The organism is Polaromonas sp. P1_A2 (genome assembly GCF_056406895.1).
Genome location: NZ_JBFTZI010000002.1, coordinates 480,495 through 497,493, shown reverse-complemented (window position 1 = coordinate 497,493; position 16,999 = coordinate 480,495). Strand labels below are relative to the sequence as shown.

The window sequence follows — 16,999 nt, the reverse complement described above, 5'->3', positions numbered from 1 at the left end:
ATGCAAACCACGCCAACCATGCAACCCACCAATGAACCCCTGGTCCAGTTCAAGGACATCCGCAAGGCCTTTGGCGGCGTTCACGCCGTCGACGGCGTGAACCTGAACCTGTATGCGGGCGAAGTGGTCGCCGTGCTGGGCCACAACGGCGCGGGGAAATCGACCCTGATGAAAATGCTGGCCGGTGCCTTCCCCGTCGATTCGGGCGAAATCCACGTGATGGGACAGAAAGTGAACCTGCGGACCCCGGCCGACGCGCAGCGGGAAGGCATAGAAACCATCTACCAGACGCTGGCCCTGGCCGACAACCTGGACGCCGTGGCCAATCTCTTCCTGGGCCGCGAAAAAATGACGGCCTGGAACACGCTGGACGACTACTTCATGGAGGCACAGGCACGCAAGGTGTTTGGCCGCCTGAATAAAAACTTCACCAACATCCACACCCCGGTGCGGCGCCTGTCGGGCGGGCAGCGCCAGGTGGTGGCCATCTCGCGCGCCATCTATTTCAATGCCCGCATCCTGATCATGGACGAGCCCTGCGCCGCCCTGGGCCCGGAAGAGTCCGCCATGGTGGCCAACCTGGTGCTTCAGCTCAAGGCCGAAGGTGTGGGCATTTTCCTGATCACGCACGACATGCACGATGTGTTTTCGCTCAGCGACCGCGTCTCGGTGATGAAGAACGGCCGCCTGGTCGGCACCTACCGCACGGCCGACCTGGACGAGGACCAGATCCTCGGCATGATCATCGCCGGCAAGCCGCCGCCAGGGCGCGAACAGGCCCCGCACCGTAGCGCCTGATACCATGCCATCGTCCATGAAAACCACAGGCGACCAGCAACTCGTCAAGCGTATCAATCGCAGCGTGTTGATGCGCCTGCTGCGCAACCAGCCGAGCCGCTCGCGCGCGCAACTGGCCAACCACAGCGGCTTGACCAAGTCGACCGTCAGCCTGTTGGTGCGCGAACTCATTGACGAAGGCTGGCTCAGTGAGATCAGCATGGCCGCCGCCAACGGTGTGGGACGGCCCTCCACGCCCCTGCAGATCGACGGCCAGTCGCGCGGCCTGATCGGCGTGGAAGTGGCGGTCGACACCGTGCGTGTGGCAAGCGTGTCCCTGCTGGGGAAGGTGCTGTGGTCGACACAGGAGCCTTTGCGCAGCACCCGGCCCGAAGACGTCTGCTGCCAGGTCGCCGGCCTCGTGGTCATGGCCCAGGCGCAACTGGTGTCGCGCGGCGCGCAACTCTCGGGTGTGGGCATAGGCCTGCCGGGCGCGTTTGACGAAACCACGGGCGTGCTGCGTTTTGCCCCCAACCTGGGCTGGCGCAACGTGGACTTCCTGCCGCAGATCACCCAGGCGCTGACGCAGGCCGGCCTGCCGCCGGTACCGGTGCATGTGCAAAACGAAGCCGACACCGCCGCGCTGAGCGAATACGAGTTCTCCGAGAACGACGGCAAGGATTCACTGATTTTTGTGAGCTGTGACGTGGGCGTGGGCGCGGGCATTGTGCTCAACGACAGGCTGTTCACCGGCATGCGGGGCATGGCCGGCGAGATCGGCCACAGCGTCCTGGAGCTCGATGGGCCCGCCTGCTCCTGCGGGCGGCGCGGATGCGCGGAGGCCTTCATCGGCTCGGGCGCCCTGGGCCAGCTGGCGGATGCCCGCCGGTCAGGGCACTACCTGGGCGTGCTGCTGCAGAACCTGTGGACCACCTTTGACCCCAGCGTGCTGGTGGTGGGCGGCTCCTCATGCCTGCGCTTTCCCGACATGGTCAAGGTTGCCCAGGAAACGCTCCAAAACTACGCCACCGATGCCGGCGTCAGCGCTCCCACGGTGCGTGTCGCGCGCTACGGCCTGCTCGCTTCAGCGGTCGGGGCCGCCGCCCTGGTGCTGCACCAGTACCTGCGCCCCATGCATCCGTCAGGCCGCATTGTGGGCAATGGCCGCCCGGGTCGGGGCCAGCCGCTTTACCAGGCGCCGCACACTTCCGGCGAGCCCGTTCACGAGCGGTAGGCCTGCGCTGACACGCATCAGCGCTTCTCCCCGATAGGGTGCTACCCCCTGGGCGCGCACAGTGGGTGCACAACATTTTGTGGAGAAAAAAATGTCTTTTGCGCTTTACATGCTCGGGTTCGTGATCTTCCTGGCCGGTGTCATCTGGGGCGCCGTGGAAGCCGGCGTGCCGCATCTTTACATCGGCATAGGCGCGCTGATCTTCCTGGGCATAGGCATCTTCAGCGCTGTCAGCCGCACGCGCAGCAAAGACCCGTCCTAAGCGCAGGCACGGCTGTCCCCGGCTATTCCTGAGGGGACTCCGGCAAGGTTTCCTGCGCCCTCAAGGCCTGTTGCAACTGGCCCAGCACGGCGCTCGCGGCACGCAACTGGCTTTCATCCATACCCGCGGCCAGGGCATTGGCCCATCGTTTTTGGCCCGACTGTATGGTGCCCAGCGCTTTACGGCCCTTGGGCGTGAGCCGCAGAAGCTTGGCGCGCGCATGGGCCGGGTTGTCCTGATAGGCGGCGAGGCCCTCCTCCACCAGCAAGTCCGCCACGCGCTGCACGCTTTGCCGCGTCAGATTCATGGCCCGCGCAATTTGCGCCACCGACAGCGGCGCATCCTCCACCGCGGCCAGCACCTGCCAGCGCGCCGAAGTCTGCCCGGCCGGCGCCGCCAGCGCGTCGCCGGCCGCCGTCAACAGGCCGTTGAGCTGCATCACCTGCACCACCAGCCAGCTCAGGGTATTGGCGGCCGGCGTGCGCTCGACCTCGCCTGCGGCGGCCTCCGATTTGACAGCATGCTGTCGTTTAACTATACTTCCAGACATGACAACATTCTGTCATATTCGCCCCATCACCACCAACATCAACCTGCCCGCCCGAAAGGAATGCCACCATGCTGAAAACCTATACCGGAAGCTGCCACTGCGGCGCCGTCCGCTTTGAAGCCGACATCGACCTCAGCAAGGGCACGGGCCGCTGCAATTGCTCTATCTGTACCAAAACCCGTAACTGGGGCGCCATCATCAAGCCCGACGCCTTCCGGCTCCTCGCCGGCGAAAGCGAACTGAGCGACTACCAGTTCGGCACCAAAAGCGGCCATCACCTGTTTTGCAAGCACTGCGGCGTGCGCCCTTTCGGCCGGGGTTACATCGAGCAGATCGGCGGCGACTACGTGTCCATCAACATCGCCGCCCTGGACAATGCCGAGCCGGAGGAACTCATCAACGCGCCGGTCAATTACGCCGATGGGCGCAACAACGCCTGGTGGAACAAACCCGCCGAAACGCGGCACCTGTAAGAGCCGCGCAGAAAACCCGCCCGCACAGCCGGCACGGCTGTGCGCCGTGCAGGTTATGCCATGCGACGTAGGCGCTGTCTCATGACATCTAGTCGCCACGTCTCACATACGGCGGAATTTGCAAGCGTAGTGTTGCAACACGCCCGGACAAACAAACGCCGGGCGTAAGAACCAACACCTAAACCGCCCTTTTCCGGAGAAACCATGAAGCTCAACCATCTCGCGCCCCTTGCCGCAGCGACCCTGCTGGCCTGCCTCAGTCCCGGCGCCCTGATGGCGCAAACCACGCCCTCGATGTACGACATCCCCAACCCGTCCTGGTACATCATGCCGCAGGTCACCGTGGTAGACCCGGACTCGCGGTTCAACGGCAACAAGAACCTCAGCGGCCTCGGCCTGCGTTTCGGCAAGGCGGTCTCTCCCTCCTGGGACATGCAGATAGGCGGCAGCATAGCCCGCGCCAACAACAACGGCCGGCGCTTTGAGCAGGACACGCTGGGCGTGGACGGGCTGTACATGTTCAACCGCAGCAGCAATTTCAGGCCCTTCCTGCTGGCCGGCATTGGCGCCGAGCGGGACAAATTGCCCAATACCAGCAAGACATCGCCCTACCTCAACCTTGGTCTGGGCTTCCAGCTGGGGCTGTCCGACCAGTGGTTCATGCAGGCAGACCTGAGGCGGACTCGTACTTACCTTCGCGGCAATACCTTCGGCTTTGACCACGCCAACACCAACACCGTGAATGTCGGCCTGAGCTACTACTTCGACAAGCCGGCGCGTCCCGTGACCGCGCAGTACACCCCGCCACCGGCGCCCGAGCCAACGGTCACCGCACCGCCACCACCACCTCCTCCGGCGCCGGCACGCTTCGAGAAGGTGACGCTGTCGGCCACCGAACTGTTTGCCTTTGACAGCGCCGAACTGGCAAGCCCGCAACCCAAGCTTGACCAGATCGCGCAAACCCTGATGGGCGGCAATTTCAACGGCAACATCACCGTGACGGGCTATACCGACCGCATCGGCTCGGACGCTTACAACCTTAAACTGTCGCAGCGCCGCGCGGACGCGGTGAAGAGCTACCTGGGCAGCAAAGGGGTCAACACCGGCCGCCTGACCGCCGTCGGCAAAGGGGAAAGCAACCCCGTCGTGACCTGCCATGACCGCAAGCTCAAGGACCTGATCGCCTGCCTGGCACCCAACCGCCGCGTGGAAGTCGAGGAAATCGTTATCGAGCGCCGCGTCAACTGAAAGCCGCGCCTCAGCCTTCGCAAAAGCCGGCGCCTGCCGGCTTTTGCTTTTGCGCTGCGCAAATGTTTATTTCGCGCCCAGGCCCATGGCCCGTGAAATCACTTCCTTCATGATTTCATTCGTGCCGCCGTAAATGCGCTGCACGCGCGCATCGGCATAGGCGCGCGTGATCGGGTATTCCCACATATAACCGTAGCCGCCGAAGAGCTGCACACATTCGTCCATGACCTTGCACTGCAGGTCGGTGCACCAGTACTTGGCCATGCTGGCGGTCGCGGTGTCCAGCTTGTCCTGCGCCACCAGTTCCGCGCATTTGTCGACAAACACGCGCGCCACCTGCACCTCGGTCTGCAATTCGGCCAGGGTGTAGCGCGTGTTCTGGTAGCTGGCCACCGGCTGGCCGAAGACCTTGCGTTCCTTCACGTAGGCCAGCGTCCAGTCGATCGCGGCCTGGGCCGAGGCCACGGCGGTGATGGCGATCTGCATACGCTCCCAGGGCAGTTGTTCCATCAGGCAGATAAAGCCGCGGTTCTCATGCGCCTGGCCGCCCAGCAGGTTTTCGGCCGGCACCTTGACGTCGGTGAAGAACAGCTCCGAAGTGTCCTGCGCCTTCATGCCCAGCTTCTTGAGGCGCTTGCCGGTCTCAAAACCCGGCATGCCGCGCTCCACCAGCATCAGGCTGGTGCCCTTGGCGCCGGCGGCCGGATCGGTCTTGGCCACCACAATGACCAGGTCGGCATGCCAGCCGTTGGTGATAAAGGTCTTGCTGCCGTTGAGCAGATAGCTGCCGTCGGGCTGCTTGAGCGCCGTGGTCTTCACGCCCTGCAGGTCCGAGCCGGCCGCGGGTTCGCTCATCGCGATGGCGCCCACCATCTCGCCGCTGGCCAGCCTGGGCAGGTATTTTTTCTTCTGCGCCTCGGTGCCGTAATGCAGGATGTAAGGCGCGACGATCTCGCTGTGCAGGCTGTAGCCGATGCCGGTAAAGCCGCCGCGGCCCAGTTCCTCCATCTGGACCACCGAATACAGCTTGTCGGCGCCGGCGCCGCCGTATTCCTCGGGCATGGTCATGCACAAAAAGCCGTTTTCGCCGGCCTTGTTCCAGACCTTGCGGTCCACATAACCCTGCTCTTCCCACTGTTCGTGGAAGGGCGCGATTTCCTTGTCCATAAAGCGGCGAAAAGCATCACGAAAGGCTTCGTGGTCGGAGCTGAAAAGGCTGCGTTCGATCATGGTGTCACCTGTGGGGAAAACCTGGAGTATTTATACAAAGCGTCTGCTTTGTGAAATGAATATACTGCATGAGCCTCCTTGCCCGCCTCCGAATCATCCCTGCCCTCCCCCGAGGAAAACCCCATGAGTACAGAAGCCTTTATCTATGACGCCATCCGCACGCCGCGCGGCAAAGGCAAAAAAGACGGCAGCCTGCATGAGGTCAAGCCCGTCAACCTGCTGGCCGGCGTGCTGGCCGACCTGCAGCGACGCAACGGCTTTGATACCGCCGCCGTCGACGACGTGGTCATGGGCGTGGTCTCGCCCGTGGGCGAGCAAGGCGCCGTCATCGCCAAGGTGGCTGCGCTCAAGGCCGGCTGGGACTTCCGCGCCTCGGGCGTGCAGGTCAACCGCTTTTGCGCCTCGGGCCTGGAGGCCGTCAACCTGGCCGCGCAGAAGGTGCGCTCCGGCTGGGAAGAGCTGGTAGTGGCCGGCGGCGTTGAAAGCATGAGCCGCGTGCCGATTGGCGCCGACGGCGGTGCCTGGGCGCAAGACCCCGAAACCAACAGCGCCACGCTGTTTGTGCCGCAAGGCATAGGCGCCGACCTGATCGCCACGCTCGAAGGCTTTAGCCGCGCCGACGTGGACGCCTTCGCGCTCGAAAGCCAGCAGCGCGCAGCCAAGGCCCGCGCCGCCGGCTACTTCGCCGGCTCCATCGTGCCGGTCAAGGACTTCCTGGGCCAGACCATCCTGGGCGAGGACGAATTCATCAAGCCGCAGACCACGCTAGCAGGCCTGGCCTCGCTCAAGCCGGCCTTCGACCAGCTGGGTGACATGGGTTTTGACGCCGTGGCGCTGCAGCGCTACCCCCAGGTCGCACGCATACAGCATGTGCACCATGCCGGCAATTCCTCCGGCATCGTCGACGGCGCGGCTGCCGTGCTGGTGGGCTCCGAGGCCGCCGGCAAAACCCACGGCCTCAAGCCGCGCGCCCGTATCGTCGCTGCCGCCCTCAGCGGCGCCGACCCGACCATCATGTTGACCGGCCCCATGCCGGCCACGCGCAAGGCCCTGGCCAAGGCCGGCCTCTCTGTGGACCAGATCGATTTGTTCGAGGTCAACGAGGCTTTTGCCGCTGTGGTGATGCGTTTCATGAAAGAGATGAAGGTGCCGCATGACAAGGTCAATGTGAACGGCGGCGCTATCGCCATGGGCCACCCGCTGGGCGCCACCGGCGCGATGATCCTGGGCACCCTGGTCGACGAGCTGCACAGGCGCAAGCTGCGCTACGGCCTGGCCACACTGTGCGTGGGCGGCGGCATGGGCATCGCGACCATTGTGGAAAGGATATGACTCCCCCCCGAAGCGTCTGCTGCGCAGCCGCCTCCCCCTCAAGGGGGCAACACCAGCGGCCCGGCAAAGCCGGTTCCGCGGTGTTTCCCGCGAAGACCCACCTTTCCCTGCGCCTGCTATGAACACCATCCACTACGAAGTCAGCGACGGCATTGCCAGCATCACCTTTGACGAGCCCAACTCCCCCGTCAACACCATGTGCCTGCAGTGGCAGGAGGACCTCGGCGAAGTCACCGCCCAGGTCGTGAAAGACAAGGCATCGCTCAAGGGCATCATCCTGGCGTCGGCCAAATCGACCTTTTTTGCCGGCGCCGACCTCAAAGCGGTCATGCGCCTCACGCCGGCCGATGCACCCAAGGCCTATGCCGAAGTCGAACGCGTCAAGAAAAACTTCCGCACCCTGGAGACCCTGGGCATTCCCGTGGCCAGCTACCTCAACGGCACGGCGCTGGGCGGCGGCTGGGAGGTCGCGCTGGTCGGCCACTACCGCGTGGCGGTGGACGACCCCAAGACCCAGTTCGGCCTGCCCGAGGTGACCCTGGGCCTGCTGCCCGGCGCCAGCGGCGTGACCAAGATGACGCGCCACCTGGGCCTGATGGGCGCGCAGCCCTACCTGGTCGAAGGCAAGACCTTTGGCCCGCGCCAGGCGCTGGAGCTGGGCCTGGTGCATGAACTCGTGGCCGACGCGGGCGAGTTGCGCGCCAAGGCCCTGGCCTGGCTGGCCGCCAACCCCCAGGCGCAGCACCCCTGGGAAGCGAAGGACTACAAGATCCCCGGCGGCACACCGGCCAACCCCAAGATCGCCGCAGCCCTCAGCGTCGCGCCCGCCATGCTCAAAAAGCAGACGCGCGGCCTCTACCCCGCGCCCGAAGCCATCCTGGCCTGCATGGTCGAAGGCGCGCAGGTGGACCTGGAAACCGCTTTGCGCATCGAAAGCCGCTACCTCGCCAGGCTCATGACCGGCAGCAACGCCAAGGCCATGATCAACACCTTTTTCTTCAACATGAACGCCATCAAGAGCGGGCAGTCGCGCCCGCCCCGGATGCCGAAATTCAGGCCCGGCAAGGTTGGCATCCTGGGCGCCGGCATGATGGGCGCGGGCATCGCCTATGCCCAGGCCAGCCGGGGCATCAACACCGTGCTCAAGGACGTCAGCCAGGAGAAGGCCGAGGCCGGCAAGGCCTACAGCAGCAAGATCACCGCGCCCCGCGTCGAGAAAGGCCGCATGACGGCCGCCGAACAAAGTGCCCTGCTGGCGCGCATCACCGCGACCGGCCAGGCCGCCGACCTGGCCGGCTGCGAACTCATCATCGAAGCCGTGTTCGAGCGGCGCGACCTCAAGGCCAAGGTCACGCAGGAGGCCGAACCCCTGCTCGCACCCGGCGGCTTTTTTGCCTCCAACACCTCCACCCTGCCGATCTCCAGCCTGGCCACGGCCAGCGACAAACCCGAAAAATTCATAGGCATCCACTTCTTCAGCCCGGTCGACAAAATGAAGCTGGTCGAGATCATCCGCGGCAAGCAGACCGACGACGAAACCGTGGCCCGCGCCTTCGACTATGTGCAGGCCCTGGGCAAGATCCCCATCGTGGTCAACGACTCGCGCGGCTTTTACACCAGCCGCACCTTCGGCACCTTTGTGATGGAAGGCGCAGCCATGCTGGGTGAAGGCATACCGGCCGCAGCCATCGAGAACGCCGGCATCCAGGCCGGCATGCCGGTGGGCCCGCTGGCCGTGCTCGATGAAACCGCGCTCTCGCTGAGCGTGCACGTGCTGGACCAGACCCGCACCGACTTCAGCGCCGAAGGCAAGCGCTATACCGCCACGCCGGGCGAGCTGCTGGTCGAGCGCATGGTGAAGGAATTGAAGCGCCCGGGCCGCGCGGCCGGTGGCGGCTTCTACGACTATCCCAGCGAGCCCGGCGCGAAAAAGCAGCTATGGCCCGAACTCAAGCCCCTGTTCGAGAAACCCGGCATGGCCTGGGACATCCAGGAACTCAAGGACCGCCTGCTCTACCGCCAGGCCGTGGAGACTGCCCGCTGCCTCAGCGAAGGCGTGCTCACCACCGTGCACGACGCCAACATTGGCTCCATCTTCGGCATCGGCTTTCCGGCCTGGACGGGTGGCGCCATGCAATTCATCTACGGCATGGGTATTGACACTTTTATCGCGCGCTGCGGCGAGCTGGCCGCCAAATTCGGGCCTGGCTTTGCGCTGGCCGATACAGTCAAGGATACGATCCGCAAACACCAGCCGGTGTATTGAACGGCACCCTCCCCTTTTTATTCACCTCACCCGACCATTTCATGCCAAGACTCCAGAACAAGATCAGCCTCATCACCGGCGCCGCCCAGGGCATAGGCCTGGCCACCGCCCTCAAGTTCGCGAAAGAAGGGGCAACCGTCATCGTCTGCGACGTCAGGCAGGCCGGCGTCGATGACGCCGTCAAACAGTGCCAGGGCCTGGGCGCCCAGGCCGTTGGATTTGTGATGGACGTGACCCAGCGCGCCATGGTCGACGCCGTGGTCGGCAAGGTCAAAGACCAGTTCGGCCGTATCGACGTGCTGGTCAACAACGCCGGCATCACCCAGGACGCGCGCCTGCAGAAAATGACGCTGGAACAATTCGACAAAGTGATCGACGTGAACCTGCGCGGCGTTTTTCACTGCGCGCAGGCCGTGGCCGACACCATGGTGGCCCAGGGCAGCGGCGTGATCCTCAATGCGAGCTCCGTCGTCGGCATCTACGGTAACTTCGGCCAGACCAACTATGCCGCCAGCAAGTTCGGCGTGATCGGTTTCACCAAAACCTGGAGCCGCGAACTGGGCCCCAAGGGCGTGCGCGTCAATGCCGTCGCGCCGGGTTTTGTCGCCACACACATCCTGGACACCATCCCCGAAAAAGTCCTCAAGGAAATGGAAGCTCATGTACCGCTCAAGCGCCTGGGCCGGCCCGAGGAGATTGCCAATGTCTACGCCTTCCTCGCGAGCGACGAGGCGAGTTATGTCAATGGGGCGGTGATCGAGGTGTCTGGGGGGATGTCGGTTTAAAGGGCGCAAACGGATGCTCTTCGCCCTCTCCCTGCAAGCGTACCAATCGGCAAGCTAAGGATAATTTGAGGGTTTTTGCCCCGCAGCGCTTGCGATCCCGCAAGCCAGAAGCTGCATCGAGTGTTTCTCAACCGGTACGCTCAAGATCGACAGCAAGCTCTTTCCCTCTTGACTGACTTGCTTGGGAGGGCATTCAACGAAATACCGTACCTCGCTGATTTTTGGCTCCCGGCAGTTCTTCCCTTCGAGATCACAACGGCCATCCGATACTGGATAAAAATACCCAAGTACCAGCCTCAGATAGGCCAGGCCCTCGCCGTGCTGAAAGGCCCGCGTCACCTCCAGCCCACCTGCATTGCGTTCCCGAAGTCCCGGATCAACAGAGACCCAACCGTTCACGGGCGATGAGTCAAAGACCACGACTTTTGTGGTCCTGAGAGACGGATATTGTTCAAGAGAAAACCTGGCGGGTGGAAATGCATATGCCATTTGCTGGGCGAGCGCTCCACCCAGCGAGTGTCCCGTTATGACAATTCGAAGGCCATCCTTTTTCTCCAGCAATCCGGGGTGCCTGCGGATCAGTTCTGCCGCGAACTCGTCTGCAACCATGGTACGGACGACCTCATTGGCATCGGGATAATCGGTAAGCTGCTGCCCGAACCAGCGCAGATTCGCGCGCCAGTTGACACCATAGTTGAACACCGTCCCCCTGAAGCTGATAACGACAACGGGCACGCCATCCAGCGGGTCCGCGCGCTCGTAAACCTTGAAGGCCAGCCCCTCCCGGACAGCCGCGCACCAGGTTTCGTCCGACATGAAAAAATCTTTCCACTCGGTCCATTTGGCCCGCGCCAACAAAGTCTGCGCTCCGTCGCTTGCGAATTCCGCGAACTTCTCACGAGGATCGGCTCGCTTGACAATGGCGAGCAATTTTTCCGCGCTCATCTTTTCGGTGTTGCAGAGGGAAAGGCGCTCCCGCTGCGCCTCGCCTATCGGGAATACATCACTTCGGTGATAGGCATTCTCACTCATCACCGCATACTCCCAATGCATCAGCGCCTGCTGGCTCAGCGCTGCTTTTTGCGATTCCAGCGTGGTAACAAGATAGTGCTTCTCATTCGAAGGACGGATGAGCACGGTTCCCGGCTCTTGCGGAGAAATCGCACAACCAGCGAACAGCAAAGGCACGAACAGCGTCCATACAGCGAATCTGCGCATTTTTACCCCTCCCGGAAGTTCTGTTTGATGTGATGCTAGAGGGAGAAGGAATCACGCACACCCTACAAATAGAGGACTGATGAGTGATGTCGGGATGCTTACGGGAGACCGGAATTCACGACTTGTTCAATCATTAAACTCACTCGGATGAATCGTGTCATACACATGGCCCTCGCAACAAAAGACCACCATCCAAAGCCCCAGCTTGTGGTCGGAGTCAGGGGGGATCAGTTTGTTGAGCGCCCGCGCAACGGCTTGTTTGACGGCCACATCAACTTCTTTCCCGTCTGATGGCAGTGTTTCAACCGTCACCATCACCAGAGCCTCTTTTTCATAGAGTTCAACCTGCGGGATCGACCACCGCGCCGCCGTGGCATCGACAAAAGCGAGCGCTACTTTTTCAGGAAGTTCCGGCTGGGAAGTAAACGTGCCCATGGCTTGTGATGTGAGTCCTGCAAGGCAGGTGAATCAGCGATGGGAGGATGATGCGTTATGGCAGGAGCGCGTCAACAGCCTCGGGAATAAAGGGAATTTTTCACCGAAATTAGTTCCTGTTTTCCGGTGCGAAAACCAGCCCGGGCCGCTGATGGCTTAATCCCACACGGCCACGGGAGCTCCCACCAAGGGCTTATTCCCCACCCACATTCGTCCAGGTCACTTTTCCATCCTTCATTTCCAGGCGCAGGTGGGCGACGCCGTTTGCCTTCAAGCCAAACACCCGGCTGGTCTTGAGGGACGCCTGCTTCGCCGGGGGTGCCGCCTGGAGTGTCCTGTCCAGGGGCGCGGCAATAGGCGTCCATTCCGCGAGCACGGTCAGAATCGAATGGCTTGAATACTCACCCTGCACACCCGAAGACCAATCGCGCGTGGCGCCTTTCTCGACGTCACCGTAATCCGTTTTTGTCTGCCCCGGGCCGGTGTAGATCGTGATCCATACGGGCACATCGAGAAAGTTGTCGGTGCGGACCAGGGGTTTGGATCAATAAACACCGGAGTCGCCTCCAAGCAGAACCCGTTCGTAGGGATCGGATGGGCCCAGACCCGTCAAGGTAGGTTCCGCTATTCCAGTCGCGGAATATTCCCGCATCGACATTGCCCCAATCTTCCTTAAAACCGCGACCCACGGTGTAGATGGTGACCCACATGGGTTGGTGGGTGTGGTTGAACGTTCTGAATCCGGACATCTGGTTTCCTCCTTTGAAGGCACGCGATAAAGACCTCATGGGAGCCATGCAGCTTCGAGGCAGACATCCTTTGACGGACCACTGTGGATGCGCGGCCGGATGAACTGTGCGGTGCATGGTAGTGAGGCAGGGCCGGCCTGTATGTTGCACAAATGGGGTACGCGGATGGAGGTACTGGGCGCGGGGCAGGCCCGTGACTTATTGCGCATTCACCAGCCCGGCGTCGGTCCTCGGGAAACTACCCAGCGAAGCTGTGCAAAATGACATGGCGCGCGGGCGCCTGACCTGTCAGTATTCAGTCAACACCCAAGGAAACACATGCCCGCCGTTCTGCCCACCCGTTTGCCCCTTCCCGGGGATGCCGCCCTCGAGAAAACCCGGCACGCCGACAGTGCCGCGCGTGAGCAGCGCCACAACAGCCTGGCGGCGAAGATGGCCGCGCACCAGCAGGGTACCGGCCCCGCGCCGACGGCCGCGGAAATCGAGCAATGCAGGGAAGACGCCGCATTCGAGCAGGCCATGGGCAGGCTGCTGGCGGACGCGCCCCTGCCCCGCTAGGCGCCTTGCCGACTCAGTCCAGGCGCTGGATCAGGTCTTCCAGGGCCGGGAAATCGACAGGCTTGACCAGGTGGCAGTCAAAGCCGCCGGCCAGGGTCCGGCTCTTGTCGTCCTCGTGGCCGTAACCCGTGATGGCCGCAATGAGTATGCCCGGGCCGTAAGGCAAACCGCGCAGCTCGCTGGCGACTTCAAAGCCATTCATGCCCGGCATGCCGATATCGACCAGCGCGGCGTCCGCCCTGTAGGTTTTTGCGATCTCCAGCGCGTCGGGCCCGTTGTAAGCAACCTTGGCCGAATGCCCCAGGAGCCGGAGCACTTCCGCGAGGCTGTCGGCCGCATCCCGGTTGTCGTCAACAACCAGGAATTTTTTGGCGGGCTCATCGGCCGTCACCGGCCTGCCTGCGCTGGCCCCGGGAATTGAGAACTTGAAGCGGCTTCCCCTGTCGGGGCCCTCGCTCTCGGCGCTGAGCACGCCGCCATGCATTTCCACCAGCGACTTGGCCAGCGTCAAGCCTATGCCCAGGCCGCTTTCCTTGGCGGCCGACTGCATGTCGCCCTGGGAAAACAACTCAAAAATCTCCTGGATCGCGGTCTTCGTGAGGCCCAGCCCGGTGTCTAGCACCTCGGTCCACACCTGGGCGCCTTCCGTCCAGCAGCGCAGCGTGATACGCCCGCCCGACGGCGTGTACTTGGCCGCGTTGGTCAATAGGTTCTGGATCACCTGGGTCAGCCGTATGCTGTCGGCGTCCACATAGACGTCGTCCTGCGGCAGCTCCAGGGAGAAAGTGTGGTGCCTGGCGTCCATCATGGGACGCATGGCCTCCGCGGCCCGGCTCAGGACCTGGTTGTAGAGCACGTTTTCTTTCTTGAGATGTATCTTGCCCGTGCTCAGGCGCCCGACGTCCAGCAGGTCGTCGACAAGCCGTGTCATATGGGTGAGCTGGCGGTCTATCATCTCGCGGCTGTTTTTGACGACCGGGCTGGGCGCGGGCTCAAGCTGCAGCACGGTGACGGCGTTCCGTATGGGTGCCAGCGGGTTGCGCAGCTCATGCGCGAGCATGGCCAGGAATTCATTCATGCGCCGGCTGGAGCGCTCCAGCTCCTCGAGCCGCCGGCGCTCGGACATGTCGCGGGTGATCTTGGCGAAGCCGCGCAACTGCCCTTCGGCATCGCGGATGGCCGTGATGACCACATTGGCCCAGAACCGGGTGCCGTCCTTGCGCACGCGCCAGCCCTCCTCTTCGGCGCGGCCTTTTTCCAGCGCCGTCCGCAGCTCGTTCTCGGGCATGCCCAGCGCCAGCTCCTCGGGCCGGTAAAACATGCGGAAGTGCCGGCCTATGGCTTCGGCGGCGGTATAGCCCTTGAGGATCTGCGCGCCGGTGTTCCAGCTCTGGATGATGCCCTCGGGGTCCAGCATGAAGATCGCATAGTCCTGCACGCCCTCCACCATCAAGCGCAGCCGCTCTTCGCTTTCGCGCAGGGCCTGCTCCTGCCTGCGCCTTTCGCTGAGGTCGCGGGTCACCTTGGCGAATCCCGCATGGGTCCCGTCCGGGTCGGTCAGCGCGGTGATGACCACATTGGCCCAGAAGCGCGAGCCGTCCTTGCGCACCCTCCAGCCCTCGTCCTCGAAGCGGCCCCTCTTTTTGGCGAAGGCCAGTTCCTGCTGGGGCCAGCCGGTGGCCCGCGCCTCGTCCGTATAAAACATGGAGAAATGCCGCCCCAGCACCTCTTCGGCGGTATAGCCCTTGATGCGGGTTGCACCGGCATTCCATGACACCACGTGCCCGTCCGGATCCAGCATGAAGATCCCGTAGTCCACCACGGAATCGACCAGCAGGCGAAAGCGTTCGATGCTGACGGAATCCACGGGCAGGACGGTATGCTGGCTCACGGCGCTCGGTCTCCCGCCCCGGCCATCGGCTCGCAGGTGTGCGGCATGAAGCTTGAGCTGGCTGCGTACAAATACGGCATCACAAAGGGCCCGGACAAAAAGAAACCCGGGTGGCCCGGGCCTTGAACTGGTAAATCCAGAGGAGTGAGTGCGGCCCCCGGATGGGGTCGCCACTTCAATATAGCCAAGCCAAAAGTAACATTCTGTAGGAGAACGCCGCGTTCCAAAGCCCGCAAGCGCTTGCGGGCCGGCTGCAGTGCCTGGCCTTAGTACTTTCGCCGGATCAGAAACGCACTGCTGGCTGGCTCAAAGCCCAGCGCCGGGTAGTAAGACATGGCGTCGGGCGCGGAGAGCAGTATCAGCGACACCTGGTCGCCAATCACGGCCCGCGTGCGCCGGATGAGCTCCTTGCCTATGCCGGCACCCTGGTACTTTTTGTCGACGGCGAGGTCCGAGAGGTAGCAGCAATAAGCGTAGTCGGTCAGCGAGCGGCCCAGGCCCACCAGCTCATCGCCCACCCAGGCCGACAGCACCAGGCTGGGCACGGAGAACATGCGCGCGATCCGGGGCAGGTCGCCCGTCGGGCGCTTGAGGCCGGACTGGTCGAAGACGCGCACGACGTCAAGCGGGTCCAGCGGGTAGTTGTGGCGGTATTCAACGGTGATGTTTGTCATGGGCAAAGGGATAGAGTTTGTCGTCATCGTTTTATCCGGCCTCGGCCATCGCCGCAATGGACAGCTTTCGGCCAAAGACACCAGAACAGGCGGCTTCGCACCTGGTGCGTTTCGGCATCACACCACAACGACATCGCCCCATGCCAGCCCGATATACAGCCCGCTCCAGAGGAAAAACATACCAATCAGAAACAGCACAAGGACCGCGGTAAAGCGATCCACCGCGGTGAACTCTATCCAGCCGCCGTCCGTGAGCAACTCCAGAAGGATGTCCGTCCAGCTCACGGGCTGGGTCTGGATGTCCGGCTCATGCCTGGAAATCAGCAGCTTCCAGGCGCCAAAGAGGAACAGGCCGCCGATAAAGCAGCAGAGGACGGCGAAGGCGTCAATCATGGATTCACAAAAGATGCGATGCAGATCCCTGCAATGATGCCAAAGGCAGCGCAATAAATATTGGCCGCAATTCCAACGCCTTTCAAAAGCCGCATTCCTTCGATATCGTTGGCGTTAATCAAAAACTGAACGCATTGCCTGCGGCTTTCCACGGCATGAGGGGCTCCGCGCTCTTTCAGTGAGTTCTGCATGCCGATGGAAGACACCATGGCCAGAAGCGAGGCCACGCTGATAACCGGAAAGAACAGGCCACGCACGGTCCAGATCGAAACGTTGGGCATGCAATACGCGTGGAGCACCTCGGCAGCAAAGGCAATCGCCATGCCGGCAAGGATAAAGAGGGTCTCATTGCGGGTCAGGTCTTTGACAACCTGGTCCGCACTTCTGGAGAAATCAATTCTCATCCGCTGTCTCCTTGGAACGGCCCGCCGCCTCGGGGGCCAGGTATTCATGCTTCAGGATGATGCGCGCCAGGCGATGCTCCAGATGGCGGACGGAGGGCTTGTGGCCATCCGACCTGAAAGAGAAGTATTCGCCATAGGGGTTTCTGGCATAAATGGTCAGGATATAGCTTGTGTGCTCGCCGTTGCTTGTATCTTCATCCTTGCGCACGATGACGGCGTGACGGCCTTCAAATGCGAAACGCGCGTCCCCGGCGTGGACAACGCTGTCCAGAAACTGCCGCATCGCCAACTCGACGCGGGAAGCAGCCGGATGGCGCCGCGCGTACAGAAGATAGGCCGCAATGCCAAGCGCTGAAAGCAGGAAGATGGCGCTTGGCAGGAAATGGGTGTCGTACATATTTGGGCACTACGCTTGATGGCTTGGCCGATTCAGGAAGCGACGCCGTCACGCCTTGGCAATGACCGCAATGGACACTTTGACGCCGGGCGCACCTGTGTGAATTGATCTTCCGTCACCATC

At 62.7% G+C, this 16,999-nt stretch carries 19 protein-coding genes; 9 read left to right on the top strand and 10 right to left on the bottom strand.

What is annotated here, in order from left to right:
- The 3 genes from AC1D09_RS09280 to AC1D09_RS09270 all read left to right on the top strand — a co-directional run bounded on the left by AC1D09_RS09280 (position 1) and on the right by AC1D09_RS09270 (position 2,273).
- On the top strand, positions 1 to 798 hold the full coding sequence (locus AC1D09_RS09280; RefSeq protein ID WP_477661702.1) for an ATP-binding cassette domain-containing protein: 798 nt from the start codon (positions 1 to 3) through the stop codon (positions 796 to 798).
- A 16-nt stretch (positions 799 to 814) separates the two neighbouring features.
- Entirely contained in the window at positions 815 to 2,011 is a 1,197-nt protein-coding gene (locus AC1D09_RS09275; RefSeq protein WP_477661701.1) for an ROK family protein, read from the top strand.
- 91 nt (positions 2,012 to 2,102) lie between these two features.
- A complete protein-coding gene (locus tag AC1D09_RS09270) occupies positions 2,103 to 2,273 on the top strand; it encodes a hypothetical protein (protein WP_175456022.1) in 171 nt (56 codons plus the stop codon).
- 22 nt (positions 2,274 to 2,295) lie between these two features.
- Here AC1D09_RS09270 and AC1D09_RS09265 read toward each other — a convergent pair whose 3' ends face one another.
- Positions 2,296 to 2,823, bottom strand: a complete 528-nt coding sequence (locus AC1D09_RS09265; protein ID WP_477661700.1) for a MarR family winged helix-turn-helix transcriptional regulator — start codon at positions 2,821 to 2,823, stop codon at positions 2,296 to 2,298.
- A gap of 68 nt (positions 2,824 to 2,891) precedes the next feature.
- On the opposite strand from AC1D09_RS09265, the gene AC1D09_RS09260 reads away from it, so the two are divergent.
- Together AC1D09_RS09260 and AC1D09_RS09255 are read left to right on the top strand one after the other, a co-directional pair.
- Positions 2,892 to 3,296, top strand: a complete 405-nt coding sequence (locus AC1D09_RS09260) for a GFA family protein (RefSeq protein WP_074574115.1) — start codon at positions 2,892 to 2,894, stop codon at positions 3,294 to 3,296.
- Positions 3,297 to 3,500: 204 nt separating this feature from the next.
- Entirely contained in the window at positions 3,501 to 4,544 is a 1,044-nt protein-coding gene (locus tag AC1D09_RS09255) for an OmpA family protein (protein ID WP_477661699.1), read from the top strand.
- Positions 4,545 to 4,610: 66 nt separating this feature from the next.
- On the opposite strand, the gene AC1D09_RS09250 is transcribed toward AC1D09_RS09255, so the two are convergent.
- Entirely contained in the window at positions 4,611 to 5,774 is a 1,164-nt protein-coding gene (locus AC1D09_RS09250; RefSeq protein WP_477701023.1) for an acyl-CoA dehydrogenase family protein, read from the bottom strand.
- Positions 5,775 to 5,897: 123 nt separating this feature from the next.
- On the opposite strand from AC1D09_RS09250, the gene AC1D09_RS09245 reads away from it, so the two are divergent.
- The 3 genes from AC1D09_RS09245 to fabG all read left to right on the top strand — a co-directional run bounded on the left by AC1D09_RS09245 (position 5,898) and on the right by fabG (position 10,157).
- The gene (locus AC1D09_RS09245) at positions 5,898 to 7,106 is read left to right on the top strand and encodes an acetyl-CoA C-acetyltransferase (protein WP_477661697.1); all 1,209 of its coding nucleotides are present in this window, start codon (positions 5,898 to 5,900) and stop codon (positions 7,104 to 7,106) included.
- Between the two features lie 118 nt (positions 7,107 to 7,224).
- Complete coding sequence (locus tag AC1D09_RS09240; protein WP_477661696.1) at positions 7,225 to 9,372, top strand: 3-hydroxyacyl-CoA dehydrogenase NAD-binding domain-containing protein; 2,148 nt, start codon at positions 7,225 to 7,227, stop codon at positions 9,370 to 9,372.
- 41 nt (positions 9,373 to 9,413) lie between these two features.
- Positions 9,414 to 10,157 (top strand): 3-oxoacyl-ACP reductase FabG, encoded by a 744-nt coding sequence (gene fabG / locus AC1D09_RS09235; protein ID WP_477661695.1) that lies wholly within the window; start codon positions 9,414 to 9,416, stop codon positions 10,155 to 10,157.
- 54 nt (positions 10,158 to 10,211) lie between these two features.
- Here the strand turns inward: fabG and AC1D09_RS09230 are convergent, their stop codons facing one another.
- From AC1D09_RS09230 to AC1D09_RS09220, 3 genes are all read right to left on the bottom strand, one after another.
- Positions 10,212 to 11,375: an alpha/beta fold hydrolase gene (locus tag AC1D09_RS09230; RefSeq protein WP_477661694.1), complete on the bottom strand. Its 1,164-nt coding sequence runs from the start codon at positions 11,373 to 11,375 to the stop codon at positions 10,212 to 10,214.
- Positions 11,376 to 11,501: 126 nt separating this feature from the next.
- Positions 11,502 to 11,810, bottom strand: a complete 309-nt coding sequence (locus AC1D09_RS09225) for a hypothetical protein (RefSeq protein ID WP_477661693.1) — start codon at positions 11,808 to 11,810, stop codon at positions 11,502 to 11,504.
- 193 nt (positions 11,811 to 12,003) lie between these two features.
- Positions 12,004 to 12,318: a hypothetical protein gene (locus AC1D09_RS09220; RefSeq protein ID WP_477661692.1), complete on the bottom strand. Its 315-nt coding sequence runs from the start codon at positions 12,316 to 12,318 to the stop codon at positions 12,004 to 12,006.
- A gap of 559 nt (positions 12,319 to 12,877) precedes the next feature.
- Between AC1D09_RS09220 and AC1D09_RS09215 the strand changes: the two genes are divergently transcribed.
- A complete protein-coding gene (locus AC1D09_RS09215; RefSeq protein WP_477661691.1) occupies positions 12,878 to 13,117 on the top strand; it encodes a hypothetical protein in 240 nt (79 codons plus the stop codon).
- A gap of 13 nt (positions 13,118 to 13,130) precedes the next feature.
- On the opposite strand, the gene AC1D09_RS09210 is transcribed toward AC1D09_RS09215, so the two are convergent.
- From AC1D09_RS09210 to AC1D09_RS09190, 5 genes are all read right to left on the bottom strand, one after another.
- Positions 13,131 to 15,008 carry a PAS domain-containing hybrid sensor histidine kinase/response regulator gene (locus tag AC1D09_RS09210; RefSeq protein ID WP_477661690.1) on the bottom strand — a complete coding sequence of 626 codons (1,878 nt, stop codon included), beginning with the start codon at positions 15,006 to 15,008 and terminating at the stop codon, positions 13,131 to 13,133.
- A 266-nt stretch (positions 15,009 to 15,274) separates the two neighbouring features.
- Positions 15,275 to 15,682 carry a GNAT family N-acetyltransferase gene (locus AC1D09_RS09205; protein WP_477661689.1) on the bottom strand — a complete coding sequence of 136 codons (408 nt, stop codon included), beginning with the start codon at positions 15,680 to 15,682 and terminating at the stop codon, positions 15,275 to 15,277.
- 117 nt (positions 15,683 to 15,799) lie between these two features.
- Positions 15,800 to 16,075 (bottom strand): hypothetical protein, encoded by a 276-nt coding sequence (locus AC1D09_RS09200; protein WP_477661688.1) that lies wholly within the window; start codon positions 16,073 to 16,075, stop codon positions 15,800 to 15,802.
- Complete coding sequence (locus AC1D09_RS09195) at positions 16,072 to 16,479, bottom strand: hypothetical protein (RefSeq protein ID WP_477661687.1); 408 nt, start codon at positions 16,477 to 16,479, stop codon at positions 16,072 to 16,074. Before AC1D09_RS09195 ends, AC1D09_RS09200 begins: the two co-directional genes overlap by 4 nt.
- Positions 16,469 to 16,876, bottom strand: coding sequence for a hypothetical protein (locus AC1D09_RS09190; RefSeq protein ID WP_477661686.1), 408 nt, complete (start codon positions 16,874 to 16,876; stop codon positions 16,469 to 16,471). Before AC1D09_RS09190 ends, AC1D09_RS09195 begins: the two co-directional genes overlap by 11 nt.
- Between the last annotated feature and the right edge of the window lie 123 nt (positions 16,877 to 16,999).